The 16,645-nt window shown below is 45.3% G+C and carries 15 protein-coding genes; 6 read left to right on the top strand and 9 right to left on the bottom strand.

The genetic code is table 11. The annotated features are described in order from the left end of the window. Positions 1–370: 370 nt before the first annotated feature. From glmM to K6T91_01335, 7 genes are all read right to left on the bottom strand, one after another. Positions 371–1,702: a phosphoglucosamine mutase gene (glmM, locus tag K6T91_01365; GenBank protein ID MCL6471453.1), complete on the bottom strand. Its 1,332-nt coding sequence runs from the start codon at positions 1,700–1,702 to the stop codon at positions 371–373. Positions 1,703–1,998: 296 nt separating this feature from the next. After that, positions 1,999–3,042, bottom strand: coding sequence for an alanine/ornithine racemase family PLP-dependent enzyme (locus tag K6T91_01360; GenBank protein MCL6471452.1), 1,044 nt, complete (start codon positions 3,040–3,042; stop codon positions 1,999–2,001). Positions 3,043–3,217: 175 nt separating this feature from the next. After that, the gene (gene rpsI / locus K6T91_01355) at positions 3,218–3,613 is read right to left on the bottom strand and encodes a 30S ribosomal protein S9 (GenBank protein ID MCL6471451.1); all 396 of its coding nucleotides are present in this window, start codon (positions 3,611–3,613) and stop codon (positions 3,218–3,220) included. A 3-nt stretch (positions 3,614–3,616) separates the two neighbouring features. Further along, a complete protein-coding gene (gene rplM, locus K6T91_01350; GenBank protein MCL6471450.1) occupies positions 3,617–4,060 on the bottom strand; it encodes a 50S ribosomal protein L13 in 444 nt (147 codons plus the stop codon). Between the two features lie 186 nt (positions 4,061–4,246). Further along, the gene (hemW, locus tag K6T91_01345; protein ID MCL6471449.1) at positions 4,247–5,374 is read right to left on the bottom strand and encodes a radical SAM family heme chaperone HemW; all 1,128 of its coding nucleotides are present in this window, start codon (positions 5,372–5,374) and stop codon (positions 4,247–4,249) included. A 67-nt stretch (positions 5,375–5,441) separates the two neighbouring features. Continuing rightward, positions 5,442–6,077, bottom strand: coding sequence for a hypothetical protein (locus K6T91_01340; GenBank protein MCL6471448.1), 636 nt, complete (start codon positions 6,075–6,077; stop codon positions 5,442–5,444). Between the two features lie 342 nt (positions 6,078–6,419). Next, on the bottom strand, positions 6,420–6,920 hold the full coding sequence (locus tag K6T91_01335) for a hypothetical protein (GenBank protein MCL6471447.1): 501 nt from the start codon (positions 6,918–6,920) through the stop codon (positions 6,420–6,422). 368 nt (positions 6,921–7,288) lie between these two features. Between K6T91_01335 and K6T91_01330 the strand changes: the two genes are divergently transcribed. Then, positions 7,289–8,395 carry a fructose-1,6-bisphosphatase gene (locus K6T91_01330; GenBank protein MCL6471446.1) on the top strand — a complete coding sequence of 369 codons (1,107 nt, stop codon included), beginning with the start codon at positions 7,289–7,291 and terminating at the stop codon, positions 8,393–8,395. Between the two features lie 131 nt (positions 8,396–8,526). Here the strand turns inward: K6T91_01330 and K6T91_01325 are convergent, their stop codons facing one another. Next, positions 8,527–9,288, bottom strand: coding sequence for a ZIP family metal transporter (locus tag K6T91_01325; GenBank protein ID MCL6471445.1), 762 nt, complete (start codon positions 9,286–9,288; stop codon positions 8,527–8,529). Between the two features lie 235 nt (positions 9,289–9,523). Here K6T91_01325 and K6T91_01320 point away from each other — a divergent pair, with 235 nt between their 5' ends. From K6T91_01320 to K6T91_01300, 5 genes are read left to right on the top strand one after another with little or no spacing between them, the layout of a single operon-like run. Then, positions 9,524–10,615 (top strand): GAF domain-containing protein, encoded by a 1,092-nt coding sequence (locus tag K6T91_01320; protein ID MCL6471444.1) that lies wholly within the window; start codon positions 9,524–9,526, stop codon positions 10,613–10,615. Between the two features lie 22 nt (positions 10,616–10,637). Beyond that, complete coding sequence (locus K6T91_01315; GenBank protein MCL6471443.1) at positions 10,638–11,741, top strand: 4Fe-4S dicluster domain-containing protein; 1,104 nt, start codon at positions 10,638–10,640, stop codon at positions 11,739–11,741. Further along, on the top strand, positions 11,738–12,613 hold the full coding sequence (locus tag K6T91_01310; protein MCL6471442.1) for an FAD/NAD(P)-binding protein: 876 nt from the start codon (positions 11,738–11,740) through the stop codon (positions 12,611–12,613). The genes K6T91_01315 and K6T91_01310 overlap by 4 nt, the downstream gene beginning before the upstream one ends. Positions 12,614–12,631: 18 nt before the next feature. Continuing rightward, positions 12,632–13,462 (top strand): oxidoreductase, encoded by an 831-nt coding sequence (locus tag K6T91_01305; protein MCL6471441.1) that lies wholly within the window; start codon positions 12,632–12,634, stop codon positions 13,460–13,462. Next, on the top strand, positions 13,422–14,714 hold the full coding sequence (locus tag K6T91_01300) for a Ni/Fe hydrogenase subunit alpha (protein ID MCL6471440.1): 1,293 nt from the start codon (positions 13,422–13,424) through the stop codon (positions 14,712–14,714). The genes K6T91_01305 and K6T91_01300 overlap by 41 nt, the downstream gene beginning before the upstream one ends. A gap of 14 nt (positions 14,715–14,728) precedes the next feature. Here K6T91_01300 and K6T91_01295 read toward each other — a convergent pair whose 3' ends face one another. Continuing rightward, entirely contained in the window at positions 14,729–16,645 is a 1,917-nt protein-coding gene (locus tag K6T91_01295; protein MCL6471439.1) for a PAS domain S-box protein, read from the bottom strand.

The raw sequence follows: 16,645 nt of genomic DNA, 5'->3' as shown, positions 1-16,645 counted from the left end.
GGTTTTGTAGGTACCATAACGGCTGTGGCTTGCCGAGAGGCATCCGCCGAACGCTTGAAAAGCCGGGAAACGGCTTTTCAAACACCTCGATTAACCTCTCCCTCGTCAACTGCCCTTTCTATAATGGCTGGTAAAATAGGCAGTTCTGGCGCTAAAAATATTATCCCCTATTAAATTAGCCCTTTTCCTTTAGACTTGCACTCTTTCTATTATATCACATTTCTATTATGTAACGGAGCATTGCTGTTTTAGATACTAGGCAGGGCTAAAGCCCTGCACTACATTCGAGATTGCCACGTCGCTTTGCTCCTCGCAATGACAATCTCCTTAGACCCTCAGCAATGAACCATGAATGATGAATCATAAACCATTAATATCCGAGCTCCTGTCTAACCACACCGGCAACGCTGTTTGCTATAAACTCGGCAGAGGTTTCGGTGTCGGCCTCAACCATCACTCTTATCAAGGGCTCTGTTCCTGAGGCTCTTACCAATATCCTTCCCCTGTCCGAGAGTTCAGCCTCGGCCTTCGCAATGCTATCTTTAATTGACGGTATATCTTCCCACCCATCGGTTCTTTTAACCTTAACATTAACCAAAACCTGTGGCATTTTTTCCATGATTTTCTTCAGCTCAGACAGCGGCTTGCCGGTCTCCACCATAACAGAAGCCAACTGCAAAGCGGTAATAAGACCATCGCCCGTTGTGTTGTGGTTAAGAAAAATAATGTGTCCGGATTGCTCACCGCCAACAGACACACCCTGTTTCAACATCTCTTCAAGCACATAACGGTCACCGACTTTTGTCTTGATAACATTGATTCCGTGCTTCTTCATCGCAATATCAAAGCCAAGATTGGCCATAACGGTTGAGACAAGCGTGTTCTTGGGCAATAGCCCGCGCTCTTTCATATGGGCGGCACAGATAGCCATAATATAGTCGCCATCTACGACCTCGCCATTTTCATCCACTGCAATCACTCTGTCGGCATCCCCGTCATGGGCAAAGCCGATGTCAACATCGTGCGAGGTTACTATCTCTTGGATGAAATCTACATGGGTCGAGCCGCAACCATGATTTATATTAATGCCGTTTGGCTTTGTATTTACTGCCATAACCTTTGCGCCGAGTTGGCGAAATACAGCTGGCGATATATTGTACGATGCGCCGTGACCGCAATCGATTGCAACCTTAAAACCCTCGAGACCGCCCGAAATCGTGTTAATGACATGTTCTATATAGATATCAGAGGCTCTCCTGTTTTCCCTAACAGTACCTACACTTGGACCGATCGGCATATCCTTATCCATGTCTATAGCGGCTTCTATTTCATCTTCAGTGCTGTCTGCAAGCTTAAATCCGTCAGGACCGAAGAACTTGATCCCATTATACTCGGCTGGGTTATGAGAAGCAGATATGACAACCCCGCCATCGGCCCCGAGGGCCTTTGTAAGATAAGCAATGGCAGGTGTCGGGAGCACCCCAACCTTTACAACATGGGAGCCGACGGAACATATGCCCGCAGCAATAGCTGCTTCAAGCATGTCTCCTGATATCCTGGTATCTTTCCCTATGACAAAAGTTCCACCTTTGCCACGGCTTAAGACAAACGCACCCGCCTGGCCAAGCTTAAACGCCATTTCTGCGGTAAGCTCTTGATTTGCAATTCCCCGAACGCCATCAGTTCCAAAAAGCCTCGCCAAATCCAACCTCCATTTAGAGTCAAAGCTAGGGAACTAGAACCGAAAGATTTAAACCTTCCCCGTTCTCCCAGGCCTGCTATTTAAGACACTGAAACATTCATAAATTGTTGATAAGCTGGTATTTATGATTTTACTGAGCAATCCCTAGAGAGGATAGAGGGTCTTCCAGGGCCTTTTTAGTATATCATTAATGCTTTTTAAATAACAAAAATTTCTTAATCCTGTTAAGATTTGCCGGCAGTAGAGGATACAAACACAATCGATACAAATACTATCATGTTTTGCTAACGGTTTCCTTATGGCTCCTGGTTTGCAGCCTCTGGCTTCTCAAAGAATTTCTTCTTAACAAAAGGAGATGTCATAGCAGCAACCATAGCCTCATAGCTGGGGATAAAAGACATAAAATCGCCAACTTTATAAACAATGTTAGAATCGGTCACATCGACTACTAGATGGTCACTGCTTCTTCGCAGTACCTGCACTTTATTATCTAGAGGCTTTAGCTCGCCCCTGCAAATATCCTGGACTCCGAGGGCAAGAATAGCCCGCTTACTTGTGGATGTAATAAACCTTGATTTAGGCTTATCTTTTACCTCGATTATCTCAGCCTCTAAGATGAACGCATCTTGGTAGGTGCCTGGAATAGGGTCGAGATTTATAGTTTCTTGACCAAGAAGAATGGCTTCTCCCAGCCTGAATTGATTTACGCCCTGCGGGATAGAGCCCGCTTCAAGCAATTTCCACGCGCTTGAGTTACCTCCAGAAATAACCGGAAGTTCGATTTTTAGACGCTGCCTTAAGTCACTTGCCAGTTTAACAAGAAGGTCGAGCATAGCAGGAGTTGGAGGAACGCCCTGCAAACAGGCGACATTGGAGCCGATCCCCTCTAGTTTTATCCAAGGAAACCCCATCGCCGCTTTTGCGAAATCAAAGAGATCTTCAGGAAGCACTCCCTCACGCAGATCCCCAGTTTCAACCATTATTATCAGCCTATAATTTTTACCAAGGGCTCCCGCTGCCTCTGAGATCTCCTCTATGGTTTTAAGTTCAGAGACTAAGCAGAAATCTGTAATCTCAACTGCCTGCGGGACCTCCCAAGACATTGGCTGTCTAAGCATCATGAGCGGAGCGTTAAGGGTGCTTAATCGCTCAAGGTTTTCAAGCCTGGAGTCCCCGATAATCGAGACTCCGCCTTTCATCATCGCCCTTGCAACCTCGATGCTACCGGGGCACGCCTTAACTACCCCGACAACTTCTATATTTAAGTTATCGCAAACAGAAACAAGTACTTTGGTATTGTGTGCTATTTTGTTAAGATCGATCCTTACTTGTGGATACATAACAGCCATTCTAATATCAAAGCTTTACAAGCTTTCAATCGCTCTTAGCCATCAGCTGCCAGCCACCAGCTATATTTTTATGTTTTAAGCTGACTGCTGGCAGCTGATGGCTGGCAGCTACAAACAAAAAAAGAGGTTAAAGAAAAACTCTTTAACCTCCCTAATACTGCAGATATTACCTCTTAGAGAACTGCGGGCGCTTGCGAGCTTTCTTCAGGCCGTACTTGCGGCGCTCCTTCATTCTTGGGTCACGCGTTAGCAGGCCGGCCTTTTTTAATTCCGCACGGAAACCTTCATCGGCCTCAAGTAAGGCCCTTGCAATGCCATGCCGTAAAGCTCCTGCCTGACCGCTTATCCCGCCGCCTTTAATCGACGCAACAACATCAAACCTGCCGTTCGTGCCAGTTACAGCAAAGGGCTGTTGAATTAAGGTCTGCAGTGTCTTGCGCCCAAAATATGCCTCAAGACTCTTGCCATCGATATTAAACTCGCCCTTCCCAGGCATTAAGCGGACCCGAGCCACGGCATCTTTTCTACGGCCTGTTCCGTAGTAAATTACTGTGCTTGCCACCGTTTACTCTCCTTCCGCCCTAAGATCTAGTGTTTTTGGATGCTGGGCGGAATGCGGATGCTCCGGCCCGGCATAAACTTTTAATTTTCTGAACATAGCTCTGCCCAAACTGTTATGCGGCAACATTCCTTTGATTGCCAGCTCAATAACCCTCTCCGGATGTTTTGCCATCATTTTCTCAAACGTGATAACCTTAAGACCTCCAGGATAACCGGAATGACGATAGTATTTCTTAGCTTGAGCTTTTTTACCGGTTACTACAACCTTTTCTGCATTAATCACAATAACGTGATCACCGGTATCCATGCTTGGGGTATACATTGGTTTATGTTTTCCCCTGAGAATGGCCGCAACACGTGTTGCCAGGCGGCCTAATGGTACGCCAGCCGCATCGACTACATACCATTCTCTATTGATATCCCTTGGCTTGGCTGAATAGGTTTTCATCTCTCCTCCATACTACATAAAAGCAAGTCAATCGCATAAAACGCTAATATTGCAACCAGAATATACTATACAAAACCGCAGTAAATGTCAACTGTAAGATAGTAAAACGGTGAAAGGGTAAACGGGTAAATTGAAAAAATGCATCTTTGGGCTATTCACCGATTTACCGATTCACACATTGACCGATTATACAAATCTCGAAAATACCTCGTTTCCGAGCAAAATCCCCTTGTGCGTTAATCTGAGTGAACCGTTATTTCGCTCTAGCAGCCCATCCTTGATCAACTCAGCAATTTGATCACCATAAATATCCTGCAAAGAGCAGCCGAATCGGGCTTCAAAAGAGCTAAGGTCAAGCCCCTCTATCTTCCTCAAACCCAAAAAGATAGTTTCGCTTATCATATCGTCTTTTGTAAGGTCCACAACCTCGAAGGCATTATTTGTACCTGCTATTACGCTGTTTATATATTCCTTCGGACCGGAAACATTGCGAAACCTTTTATTGCCAATCTTTGAATGTGCACCCGCACCAAAGCCAATGTAGTCGCCGTTATTCCAATAGACCAGGTTGTGGCGCGAGCGATGGCCAGGCTTAGCATAGTTTGAGATTTCATAATGCTCATAGCCGGATTCGCTTAAAGACTCAATTGTATATGTAAACATATCAGCCTGCAGGTCTTCATCCGGTTTGGAAAGCTTACCCGACGCTATCTCTCGTTCAAGCGCTGTTTGAGGCTCGACCATAAGCCCGTAACAGGATAAATGATCAGGCTCCAGAGCTACAACCTGCTCCAGTGTTATCGCCCAATTTGCCAGGGATTGGCCAGGTATACCAAAAATCAGATCAATGTTTATGTTTTCAAAGCCCGCCTCTCTGGCGTTATTAAACGCCCTAACAGCCTGCGCTGCGGAATGCTTTCTTCCAAGAAGCTTAAGAAGCCCATCGTCAAGGGACTGGAAGCCTATACTTAAGCGGTTTACACCCGCTTGTTTAAGCTGCGCCAGCTTAACCTTGCCTATAGTCTCTGGATTTGCCTCAATTGTAACCTCCGCATCGTCGGAAACTGTAAACCTTCTGTATACCTCAGTTAACAGCGCATCCACGTGCAGCGGGTCTAAAAGTGTGGGCGTACCCCCACCGATATAGATGCTTTCGGTATTTAGATCATCAAGCTCGAGAGCCTTTGAAGCGATCTCAAGCATTACGGCCCTCACATGAAGGCCATAAAGAGCCTCTAACCCCGCAAAGGAATTAAAATCGCAGTATTTACATTTTTGCTTGCAAAACGGTATGTGAATGTAGATACCGGGCACAAAATCACCTTGTGTTTTGCGCTGATTATCTCAAATTTATCCACGAGTTTCTACATTCAAGAGGTCGCTAAGCATACCACCTGACAACGTTGCCAAAATAGGGGCATTTCTCAAGCCTACAGCCATGCGGATGCTTATCAACGTATGTACACGGTTTGGTCGGATTTGTAGCTGAAAGAGCCAGGCCGAATTTATCTTTAAGTAGCCCGACTGCCATCGATAAACAAGCTCTCACATATGCCTTACAGCAACTCGGACCCGTCAAATCTGCGATAATTTGCGATGCTCTGGCGGCTGCATCCATCGTGACATGCTGCTCCTCAGCCATACCGCATTTTGAGCCAAGCAGAATTGAAAATACCACCCCTATCGCGGGTGCGACACTGCATATGCCCGTAAGCCCGCAAAAACCCCCTATAGCCTGCTTATCAAGACGGCCAAAAGCCTCCTTTATATCGCTGTCTGCAATTTTATACGACCCTTCGTTTCTTATGGCTGCAAGAAGGGCTCCGGCAGCAATATATGCATGCTGGCAGCCAAGCATAGGAAGCCCGGGGTGGCCCATCATGATTTCGGCTATTTCCTGAGGGTCCTTTGATTTAGTAGTTACAGTAACGCGCTCGATGGCCTCGATGGACCCTTTGTTATGACAATCGTTGCATACATAATGTTTTTGAGGGCAGATGATATAGCCCGAGTCCATCCGGCCGCAATAAGTGCAGATTACTTGGCAGGCTTGTTCCAGGTATTCAAGCGAAGAACCACAAATCATGCAGTTTTCAGTGTTTGCACCAGATTTGTCTTCGTTGCTAAGCGACTGGGTAACTGGCTGGTGCTCCCCGGCACCTACTGTATCACATCAGCTACTCACGCTTACTAACCTTGCGTTGCTATCCATATGCAGACCTCCAGACCAAACAGTCTTAAGTTAAGCCTTATTAAAACTATTAGTAATACTTATATTACCAATTCCTACTATAATACTAGATTATACCACAAGATTTTTCATATCGCTCGCTTTACAAAGGTAGATTTATAAAATCTCTTAGATTTTTGCAATTGCTCTGATAAACTTAGTTAGTTCAACCACAGTGCCAACCACCGTACCCACCAGACCGAGGATCAACACAACCCTTACAAGTATGGTGACCAGCCCTTCGCTAGCTAGAGAAGAAAAATCAAAGGGGAAAGTGGTATATAGGATGTATACAAAGATAGCTCCAATAATATTTAGGATTGCTCGAATACCGGCTAAAAACCAGGCGGGGTCATAAAATATAAAAACAAGATTGGCCGCTATAGTGGCAGTTATCGAGATGTTTAAAATTGTTAGAGGAACGACAAAATCTCTCGTTAAAAACGGCACATGCCATTTAAGCAGATTGTTAAAGACAAAGAGCAAGATTAAGTTTACAACTATGGAAACGATATACTCCGACAGCCTGGAGCGTTTGGAGCGTTTTTCCGGCTTGCCAAGCCCTTCATGCTCACCCTCGCGTGGCTCCTGGGTTTGTTTTGGCTCCTGGCGTTTTTTCTGTTTTTCCATGGTATCCTCCAGGTTTCTATGATATCTTCTACCCAAATCGCTCAGGAGAATTTGCCATGGTTCGGATTTGCCACGGTTTAGGCCTTCTCCTAACTTGCCTCCAATATAGCTGACCAACTATCGCCGTAAATATAACGTATAGCAACAGCCAATAGCTAACAGCCAATTCTTCCGTAGCCAAATTGAAAATCCAGTTACCACATTAATTTTAAGCAGTTCCTAACGTGCACCAGATGCTCTCTTAGTCATCGCTCAGGTTATCTCCATCGTATATTTATTCTATTAAAAGAAGGGTAAAAGTTTAATGTATTTATTTTAATAAGCAAAATTACAGTGATAGTTTGTTAGCAGAAATTTTGGGAGGATTTATGGCCGGGAAAATTACGATTAGCATTATTAAGGCAGATGTCGGTGGATACGTCGGCCACGGCGATGTCCATCCTGCTCTAACTGAAATAGCCAGGGAAAGACTTGCCCTGGCCAAAGCAGATGGCCTTCTTATCGATTATCATGTCGGTAAAGTAGGAGACGACACCTCGCTTATTATGACCCACAACAAGGGTGTGGATGCAGAACCCATACATAAATTTGCCTGGGATACTTTTGAGGCCATGACTGAGGTGGCCAAGAAATATAAACAGTATGGCGCAGGCCAGGACCTTTTATCTGAAGCGTTCACTGGAACTGTTAGGGGGCTGGGGCCTGGTGTTGCAGAAATGGAAATTGAGGAGAGGCCTAGTGAGCCGATAATCTGCTTTCTTGCAGATAAAACAGAGCCGGGAGCCTGGAACTACCCTCTTTTTAAAATGTTTGCCGACCCGTTTAATACAGCCGGCCTTGTTATCGACCCTAAAATGACAGATGGCTTTACGTTTGAAGTCCATGACTTGATTAAAAAGAGAAAGCTTTTACTCTCCTGCCCTAACGACTACTATGCAACTCTTATGTTTATTGGGGCACCCAGCAGGTTTGTCATTAAGCATGTTTTTAGAAATATCGATAATATGATATGCGCGTCAACATCAACGCAACGCCTTAGTTTAATTGCCGGCAGATACGTGGGCAAAGATGACCCTGTAATGATAGTGCGTGCGCAGAGCGGTTTGCCGGCGGTAGGAGAAATACTAGAGCCGTTTGCCACACCTTACCTTGTTGCCGGCTGGATGAGAGGATCACACCACGGCCCTCTTATGCCTTGCTCGTTCAACAAAGCCCGCCCCACCCGGTTTGATGGGCCTCCAAGGGTTGTAGCCTACGGTTTTCAGCTAGCAGATGGGGAGTTTATAGGGCCAAGAGATTTATTCGATGACCCAGCATATGATGAGGCTCGCAGAAAATGCAACGAAATCACTGAATTTATAAGGCTAATGGGACCATTCGAGCCGCACAGGCTCGGTCTAGAAGAGATGGAGTATACAACAATGCCACAGCTTATGGAAAAATTTGAGGATAGATTTGAGCCTTCAGAGGATTAGTTTTTTCTCATTTTAAAGAGACCTTTAAATATCTTTATTACATTTGGTATATCTTTATTGCATTTGGCGCCAACTCTAGGGCTCTTAATTTTGTGTTTCCTTCTAGCCAGCCCTCAGCAAAGTGCCAATCTTTAAACTTCTAACGCTTTGGCTGCCCACAGTAGGACAATACCTGAAACAAATATCAAAAATTGTAAAACCTTTTGACTGAGAGTGCCCATTTCTCTTATTTCCCCCAGCAAATCCACCATTGCTATATAGATAAATCCCCCTGCTGCAAAAGGGATCGTGTACTTAACCAAGCCTGTAACCAGCTCAGAAAAAATATAAAAACCTATTGCTCCTACAAAGATTGTGAGAGCGGCAATATAGTTGAGAATCAAGGCTTTTGTTCTGCTATATCCCGAATATATAAGAATCGCGAAATCTCCAATTTCTTGAGGAATCTCATGCAGTGCGGCAGCAAGCGCTGTGACTATTCCAAGGTCTATGCTAACGAGGAAGCTTGAAGCAACAATAATGCCATCGATTATGTTGTGCACGCCATCGCCTATTAGGCTTAATATTCCAACCGGCCTAATATGATGTCTACTATCATGGCGATGGGTCATGTGCCCGGTATGTCGATGATATGCTGCATAGAGGAAAGTCTCGATCGCGAAAAAGATAGCAATACCGGTCACGACCATGGGAAATGTAGGTCCACCCTGCACGATGCTTTCAGGTAAAAGATGAAAAAATGCTCCTCCAATAAGAGCCCCTGCGGCAAAACTTACAAGATTTGTAATAATCTTGTTTAACGATTCCCTTGCCAACAATAGTGAAAAGAAGCCAACCAGCGCAAGCAAAGAGATTATAAAACAAGCTATAAAGATATATACCAAACTGCTCAAAGACCCGTTCATAGTTAAGTTATTTCCATAACTTAACTCTGCAGAACAAACAGCACATAGGATGAACCCGTCTGGATTTTGACATATACTTGAGTTTGCCGACCACCTCTACCTCGCTACTAGACCGAACAGTACTGCTATTAAACTCGAGTTTCTATGGAACTAAATTGGTTACCGCTATTTCAATAGGGGTAATTAAGTAGAAGCGTGATTCCTTATTGTATAGAGGTAAAAGATGGTTCTGGAAAATCAACGTTGTTTAGCACTGCTTGAGATAAGCAAATCATTAGCTTCGGCTCAAAACCTGCCGGCTATTTTGCAAATTATTGTCAAAGACGCGACGGAAGCCACCGGCGCAAAGGCAAGCTCAATTCGCCTACTTGATGAAACAGGAAAAGTCCTAAAACGTGCAGCTGCTTATGGCCTAAGCGATGCCTATTTAAAAAAAGATCCGATTGAGGTGATAAAAAGCCCAGTAGACCAGGAAGCCCTACAAGGAAAGGTAGTAACCGTATCTGATGTAACAAAAGACCCCAGGTGGCAATACTCGGAAGAATCTAAACAAGAAAAAATAGGCTCGGTTCTAACATTGAGTCTTCCCATACATGACACAGTTTTGGGTACCATTCGGCTTTATTTTTCTCAGCCCCATACATTTTCAGATGCTGAAATCGAATTTATGACAGCTTTGGCCAGCCTCGGCGCTATTGCTATCGAAAACGCACGTATTTATGAAAGAACCAGAAGGCGTTGCGCCGACCTTGTAGTTCTTAACAAAGCCGCGGAAGAAATAAACCGTACTTTGAATCTTTCAGAAGTAATGAATCTTGCTGTTAAAAACACGGCGCAACTGATAGGCGTAAAGGCAAGCTCAATCAGGCTTCTTGACGAGAAGACTGGGATGCTAAAGCTTGCGGCAGCCTACGGGCTAAGCGATGCCTATGTTAGAAAAGGGCCTGTTGAGGTTAGAAAAAGTCCAATAGATCAACAAGCACTACGAGGAGAGGTAGTGACAATTACTGATGTAGCCGCCGATCCCCGCTGGGAATATCCTGAGGAAGCGAAGCGCGAAGGAATTGTCTCAGTTATGGCAGCTCCGATGTTTATTAAGAGCAAAGCAATCGGGGTGCTCAGGATATATACAGGCGAACCACGCGTCTTCCTAGATGAAGAAAAAGAATTACTAAAAGCAATCGCTAGACACACAGCAATTGCAATAGAAAATGCTAGATTGTACGAGCTTGCGGTAAAGAGCCATGATGAACTCATCCAAGAAGTTTTGCGTGGCTTACCTGATATCTGGTCTTCCGTAACAGGAGCGGCTTAAAATTATAATTAATCAACCGGTTATGAAGTCAAAATTTGAGGCATTTAAGTTAAAAAACCTGAGTATTCTTATTGAGGCGGTATCGCAAAAGTATCGCACGTATGGTCCAGTTGCTAAAGACGGGGAGCATGCTTTTGAAATAATTGAACCAGAGAGCAAGCTTTACTTAGGTTGTGCTGTCACCATGCTCCCGGCAAAATATATCTTGCAACCTGTATGGCAGGACCTTTTTTCTTTTAAGCTTGGCGACGGCTTTCAAATAGAAGAGCCGCGCCTTGATGAAAAACTTGCCATCTTTGGCATCAGCCCCTGCGATGTAAATGCATTGCTTGCACTAGATCAAGTCTTCGGTGGCAAGTTTGTCGATCCATACTACTGGAAAAGGCGCGAAAATACGCTTATCATTGCCGCTAATTGCACCGAAGTTGCTAGTGAGAGTTTTTGTACATCTTGGAACACAGGGCCTGAGCTTCACTCAAATTATGACCTGTTATTAACAGAGCTTTCCGACGGCTACCTTCTCGAAATTGGAAGTTTAGAAGGTGAAAACGTCATTGTTGGGTTAAACCTTATCAAAGCAACGCAAGCAGATTTAAACGAGAAAATGGCAAGGCTTGATAGCGCGCGCACTAACGCAAAGAAAAAACTACCAGTTGCCCCTGACGATTTACACCAGTTTTTTAGAGAGCGTTTTGATCATCCAGCATGGGTACCAAATTCAGATGTTTGCTTCTCGTGTGGTAACTGTACTATAGTTTGCCCAACATGCTACTGCTTTGACATAAGAGATGAGATAATGCCAAGCCGGAGTACCGGCGTTCGCCGTTCAGAATGGGACTCTTGCCAGCTGCTGGAGTTTGCAGAAGTCGGCTTTGGGGCTAACTTTAGACGTCTCCGAATTGACCGTTTCAAACATAGAACAATACATAAACTGTCCTGGATGAAACAGCAGTACGGTCTGACAGGTTGTGTCGGTTGTGGCCGCTGTGTTCGCTGGTGCCCTTCTTGGCCTGAAAGACGGGGGCGTTTAACTTCACTTGCCGACCCCGTCGAGATCATTGCGGATTTGATGGAGCCGCTTGATAAATACGGGACTGCAGAAATATCTAGAGGTGAGGCAGCATGAGAGCAGAAGCTAATGAAGAACAAGGCCAAGCAAATAATCCTTATGTCACTCACCCGGCAATGATTACTGACATCCTGCAGGAGACTGCCGAAACAAAAACATATACTTTTGAATTTGCCAAACAAGAGCGCAGTTTTGTATTTATCCCGGGACAGTTTAACATGATTTCCTTGCCTGGTTTTGGAGAGGGACCTTTCTCTATAGCTTCTTCACCTCTGCAAAAAGGGACTTTTAAGCATACAATTCGTACCGCAGGCAGCCTTACAAGGCAGATCAATCGGTTAAACATAGGGGATATTGTAGGAGTGCGAGGTCCTTACGGCCGAGGCTGGCCGGTAAATTTAGCAAAGGATAAAGACCTTTTGATTATTGCCGGCGGTATCGGCCTTGCTCCTTTCAGGGGCCTGATCGATATGATAATAGAACAAAGAGACGGCTTTGGAGAAGTCGAAATTATGTACGGCTCCCGCAAACCGGAAAATCTTATCTTTACGAGAGACTATGATAGCTGGCGCTCGGCTTCAAATATAAGGCTCTTTTTAACTGTTGACGAAGTGCCCAAAGGTGTTGAATGGCCATACGAACAGGGTGTTGTAACTAATCTGCTTAATTTTTCGAAAATTGATCCGGCAAATGCTCTCGCCTTGATCTGCGGCCCAGAGATCATGATGCGCTTTATCGTCCGTTCACTACTGATAAGAGGATTTGCTGAAGGGAACATTTTTGTTTCGATGGAAAGGCGAATGGAGTGCGGTATGGCAAAATGTGGCCGTTGCATGATCGGGCCCAAGTATGTGTGTACTGATGGACCGGTCTTTTCTTACGGCGATGCAAAGACACTGCCGCATAACCTTTTAACAGCGATTCTGTAAAATTCGGAGGTATAGCCAGTGGCAGGAATCAATACCAACAACAGAGTTAAAACGGCAGTTTTCAAGTTCACGTGCTGCGCAGGATGCCAGTTTGCCCTGCTTTACTTCTTTGACCAACTTCCAGAAACCCTTGAGCTTCTGGACTTTGTCTATTTTAAAATGGCCAGGCGAAAAGAGTTAGATGAGCCTTATGACCTTGCCCTTATTGAAGGCGGCATTAGCACACCAGAGCATATCGAACAGTTAAAGAGAATCCGCAAGCAAGCTAAGATATTGGTTGCCTTTGGAGCCTGTGCAGCTCACGGAGGCGTCCCGTCTATCAAGGATTGGCAAAGGGAATTGGCGGTTGAAGCACGAGTCTACCCTGACCCTCTTCTAATAAGCTCTATAAAAGTGAGCCCCGTTGATGAGTTTGTTAAGGTCGACCACTATCTACGGGGGTGCCCAATCGACGAGGTTGAGTTCATGGAATTGATAAGGTCTATTGCCGCAGGCAAAAAACCTTATATTAGAGAGCACCCTGTCTGTGTTGAGTGCAAGCTTAGAAATAACATTTGTATACTTCTCATGCGTGAAGGAGTGCAGGAGAGCATGTGTTTAGGGCCCGTAACAAGGGCTGGCTGTCGCGCCGTCTGCACATCCAACATGAGGGCTTGCTTTGGATGCCGGGGGCCGATGAGCAACCCCAATATCCCAGAGATGGTTCGCACTTTTAAAGGAAAAGGATTTAGTCCAAAAGATATCGAGATGCGCTTTACAGAATACTCAGGGTTGAGCAATGAATTTAGTGAAGGAGCTAGAGCTTACTATGGCAGAAAAGCACCATATTACCGCCGGAAAGCCGCTTGAAAAACAGATAAAAATAGATTACCTGGCACGAACCGAAGGAGAGGCCGGTATATACGCGCTTGTCTCGGATAGAGAAGTAAAAGAGCTTAAATTTAATATCTGGGAGCCGGCAAGATTCTTCGAAGGCTTCCTTGTCGGCAGGATGTACTATGAGGTGCACGACCTTGTCTCAAGAATCTGCGGCATATGCCCTGTATCGCACATGACAACCGCATTAAGAGCTCTGGAGAAGGCTACCGGCGTTATAGTAAGCGAGCAGACAAAAACCTTGCGCCGTATTTTATCGCGCAGCCAGGTAATGGCAAGCCATATAATCCATCTTTACATGCTTGCCGTCCCTGACTACATGAACTATGAGAGCATTCTGCCGGTTGTATCTGAGTATCCTGACATATTCAAACGTTTTCTTAGAATGAAGACAGCGGCTAACAACTTGACTGCCGTAATCGGTGGTCGGGCACTTCACACTATGACTGCGATTTTTGGCGGCTTTACCCGCATCCCACCGCAAAAGCAACTTATAGAAGCGGCAGATAGCCTAAAGAAAATAAAAGATGACGCCCTGGAAACTGTAAGGTTTATAGCCAATCTCCCGATCCCTGAATTCTATAGCGAAAACATCTATGTCTCCTTAAAAGGTGTAGATGCCTACCCTGTAAACGAGGGACTCCTTGCTTCAACATCCGGCCTTGCTGTCTCGGAGGACGAATATCGAAAGCATTTTGCTGAACGCCAGCTCCCATATACTAACGCCAAATATTCAAGCCTAGAAGGGAAAGACTCTTTTATGGTCGGCGCTCTAGCAAGGATAAACCAGAATTTTAACCTTCTCTCAAGTGATGCAAAAGCAATTTCAGAGGAAGTTGGTTTCAAGGTTCCTAATCATAACCCATATTTAAACAATCTTGCCCAGGCAATTGAGATAGTAGACTGTATCGATGATTGCACGAGCTTAATCGATAAACTTCACCTGAGGGAAGAAAAACCGTCTTATATAATAAAGGCGGGAGAAGCCGGGGCAATAACTGAGGCACCGCGCGGTCTACTTTATCATTCCTACCGCGTTTCAAAGGACGGTGTAATAGAGAAGGCAGACATTGTAACACCAACAGCACACAACGCTTTCAATATTGAAAAAGATTTAAACCTTCTCCTCCCAACGATTAGCCACATGGATGTAGATACAATAACCATGCGCTGTGAGGAGCTAATCCGTGCATACGACCCCTGTTTTTCCTGTTCGGTTCATTAACTACGGTTCATTAACTACCTTTGTCTCCTGTAAGGATAATAGCCTTTTACACCTAACTCAACCGGGCGTAAATTATATTCGAGAATGATGATTGTGCCTGCCGGGCCAGTAGCTAGGTAGAGGTGGTCGGCAAACTCAAGCATAATATTAAAACCAAATCCAAGGGTGCCTTTGGTAGAGAACCCCAGCAAGAGGACTGAGCGCGGCAGCACCGAGAAATCAATGCCAGGGCCGGAATCGGCTATCTCGACTTGTAAAACATTGTTGGCACGTATTTCTACCCTACCGCCGCCGGCATGTTTAATGCTATTTACCAGCGCCTCCTCTACAGAAACTTGTATCTCAAAAATACGCTCGGGCTTTATTCTTCGATTCTTTAGAATCGAACCGAGGAAGTTGCGAACAAGGCCAATCTCTTCTGCCCTGGCCACAAACTGGCTATATACCGGCGTGCCACGGCGATTCCTCCCGATATCTTCATAAGTACATAATATAAAAAGATCGCCGGTAACAGCTGCCATAGCATCGGCATAAACCCTCTTTACCTGCTCGCGGCTTTGTTCAAGCTCCTCCTCTATCCTCTTGCGCTCAGTTATATCCTGAACCGTTCCAATCATCCGAAGAGGCTTGCCGGCCTCATCAAGGACGACTTCAGCCTGTTCATGAACCACGCGCTCGGTACCATCAGGCAGAATAACACGGTGATCAATACTATACGGCTTGTGCTCGAAAAGAGCTTCATTAACCGCCTTCTTAACAAATTCCCGGTCTTCTGGATGAACCAATTTAAGAAAGTCATCGTATGTTGCACCAAATTCCTCAGGCGTCAAGCCAAAAATGCGGTAAATCTCATCAGACCAGGTCAACTTGTTCGTTCGTATATCCCATTCCCAGCTCCCCATATGGGCGACACGTTGAGCCTCAGCAAGCCTGGCTTCGCTCCTCCTCAGTTCCTCAATCGCCTGCCTACGCTGCTTTGCCTGTTCAGCAGCTTCAATTGCAAAGGATAAGTCATTTGCAAGTGATTCAAGCAAACGCACCTCTTCTTCAGTAAAGAAGTTAACCTCACCGGCATATAAAGATATAGCTCCCACAACACGCCCTCTGACTATCAACGGAAAGGAAGCAGATGATTTATAGCCACGTTTTAACATCTCATCGCGCCAGGGCAACATGGCAGGGTTATGCTCGGTATCGTTGTTTATAAAATACCTTCCTTCCCGAAGAGCGCTTCCCGTTGGCCCACGCCCTTCAGGGATGTCAGCGCGTATGGATATCTTGATTTTATCAAGATATTCCCCATCATATCCGTACCAGGCAACAGGTTTTACAAAAAGGGTGTTCGGGTCTACAATTCCGACCCATGCCATTTTAAATAATCCATACTCAACGGCAATTCGACAAGCCTGCTTGTAAAGCTCCTGCGGATCGCGAGTACGAACAATAGCTTGATTGATTTTGCTTAACACTGAATAGAGCCGATTCAGACGAAGAATTTTTTCTTCCGCTTGCTTTCGTTCGGTGATGTCTTGGAAAGCTACAACTGACGCAGTAACCTTTCCGTCCTCTATAATCGGGGTTGCTATATAAGCCACAGGAAGCGCACTTCCATCTTTGCGGATAAAGACATCGTCTTCTATGCGGACAGGTGTTCCCTCTTTAATAACTTTAAGTATAGGACATCTTTCAGGAGGAAGCCGAGTGCCATCTGGCTTTAGGCAATGGATTATTCCATGTATGTCTTTACCGAATAGCTCTGCCTCGGTCCAGCCCAGGAGATGCTCTGCTTCGGGATTCATGAAGGTAAGTTGCCCATGCGCATTAACCTCGAAAACTCCTTCACCTAATGCCGAAGTGATACTGCGTAACTTCTTTTCTTCAGCCTTGATCGTCTCTTCTGTTCTGTTATACTCCTTTGGATCCCGAGCCAA

The sequence above is a fragment of the Bacillota bacterium genome (genome assembly GCA_023511485.1).
Taxonomy (GTDB): Bacteria; Actinomycetota; Aquicultoria; order Aquicultorales; family Aquicultoraceae; genus CADDYS01.
The sequence above is the reverse complement of the archived record's forward strand: the minus strand, read 5'-3'. Positions and strand labels throughout refer to the sequence as shown.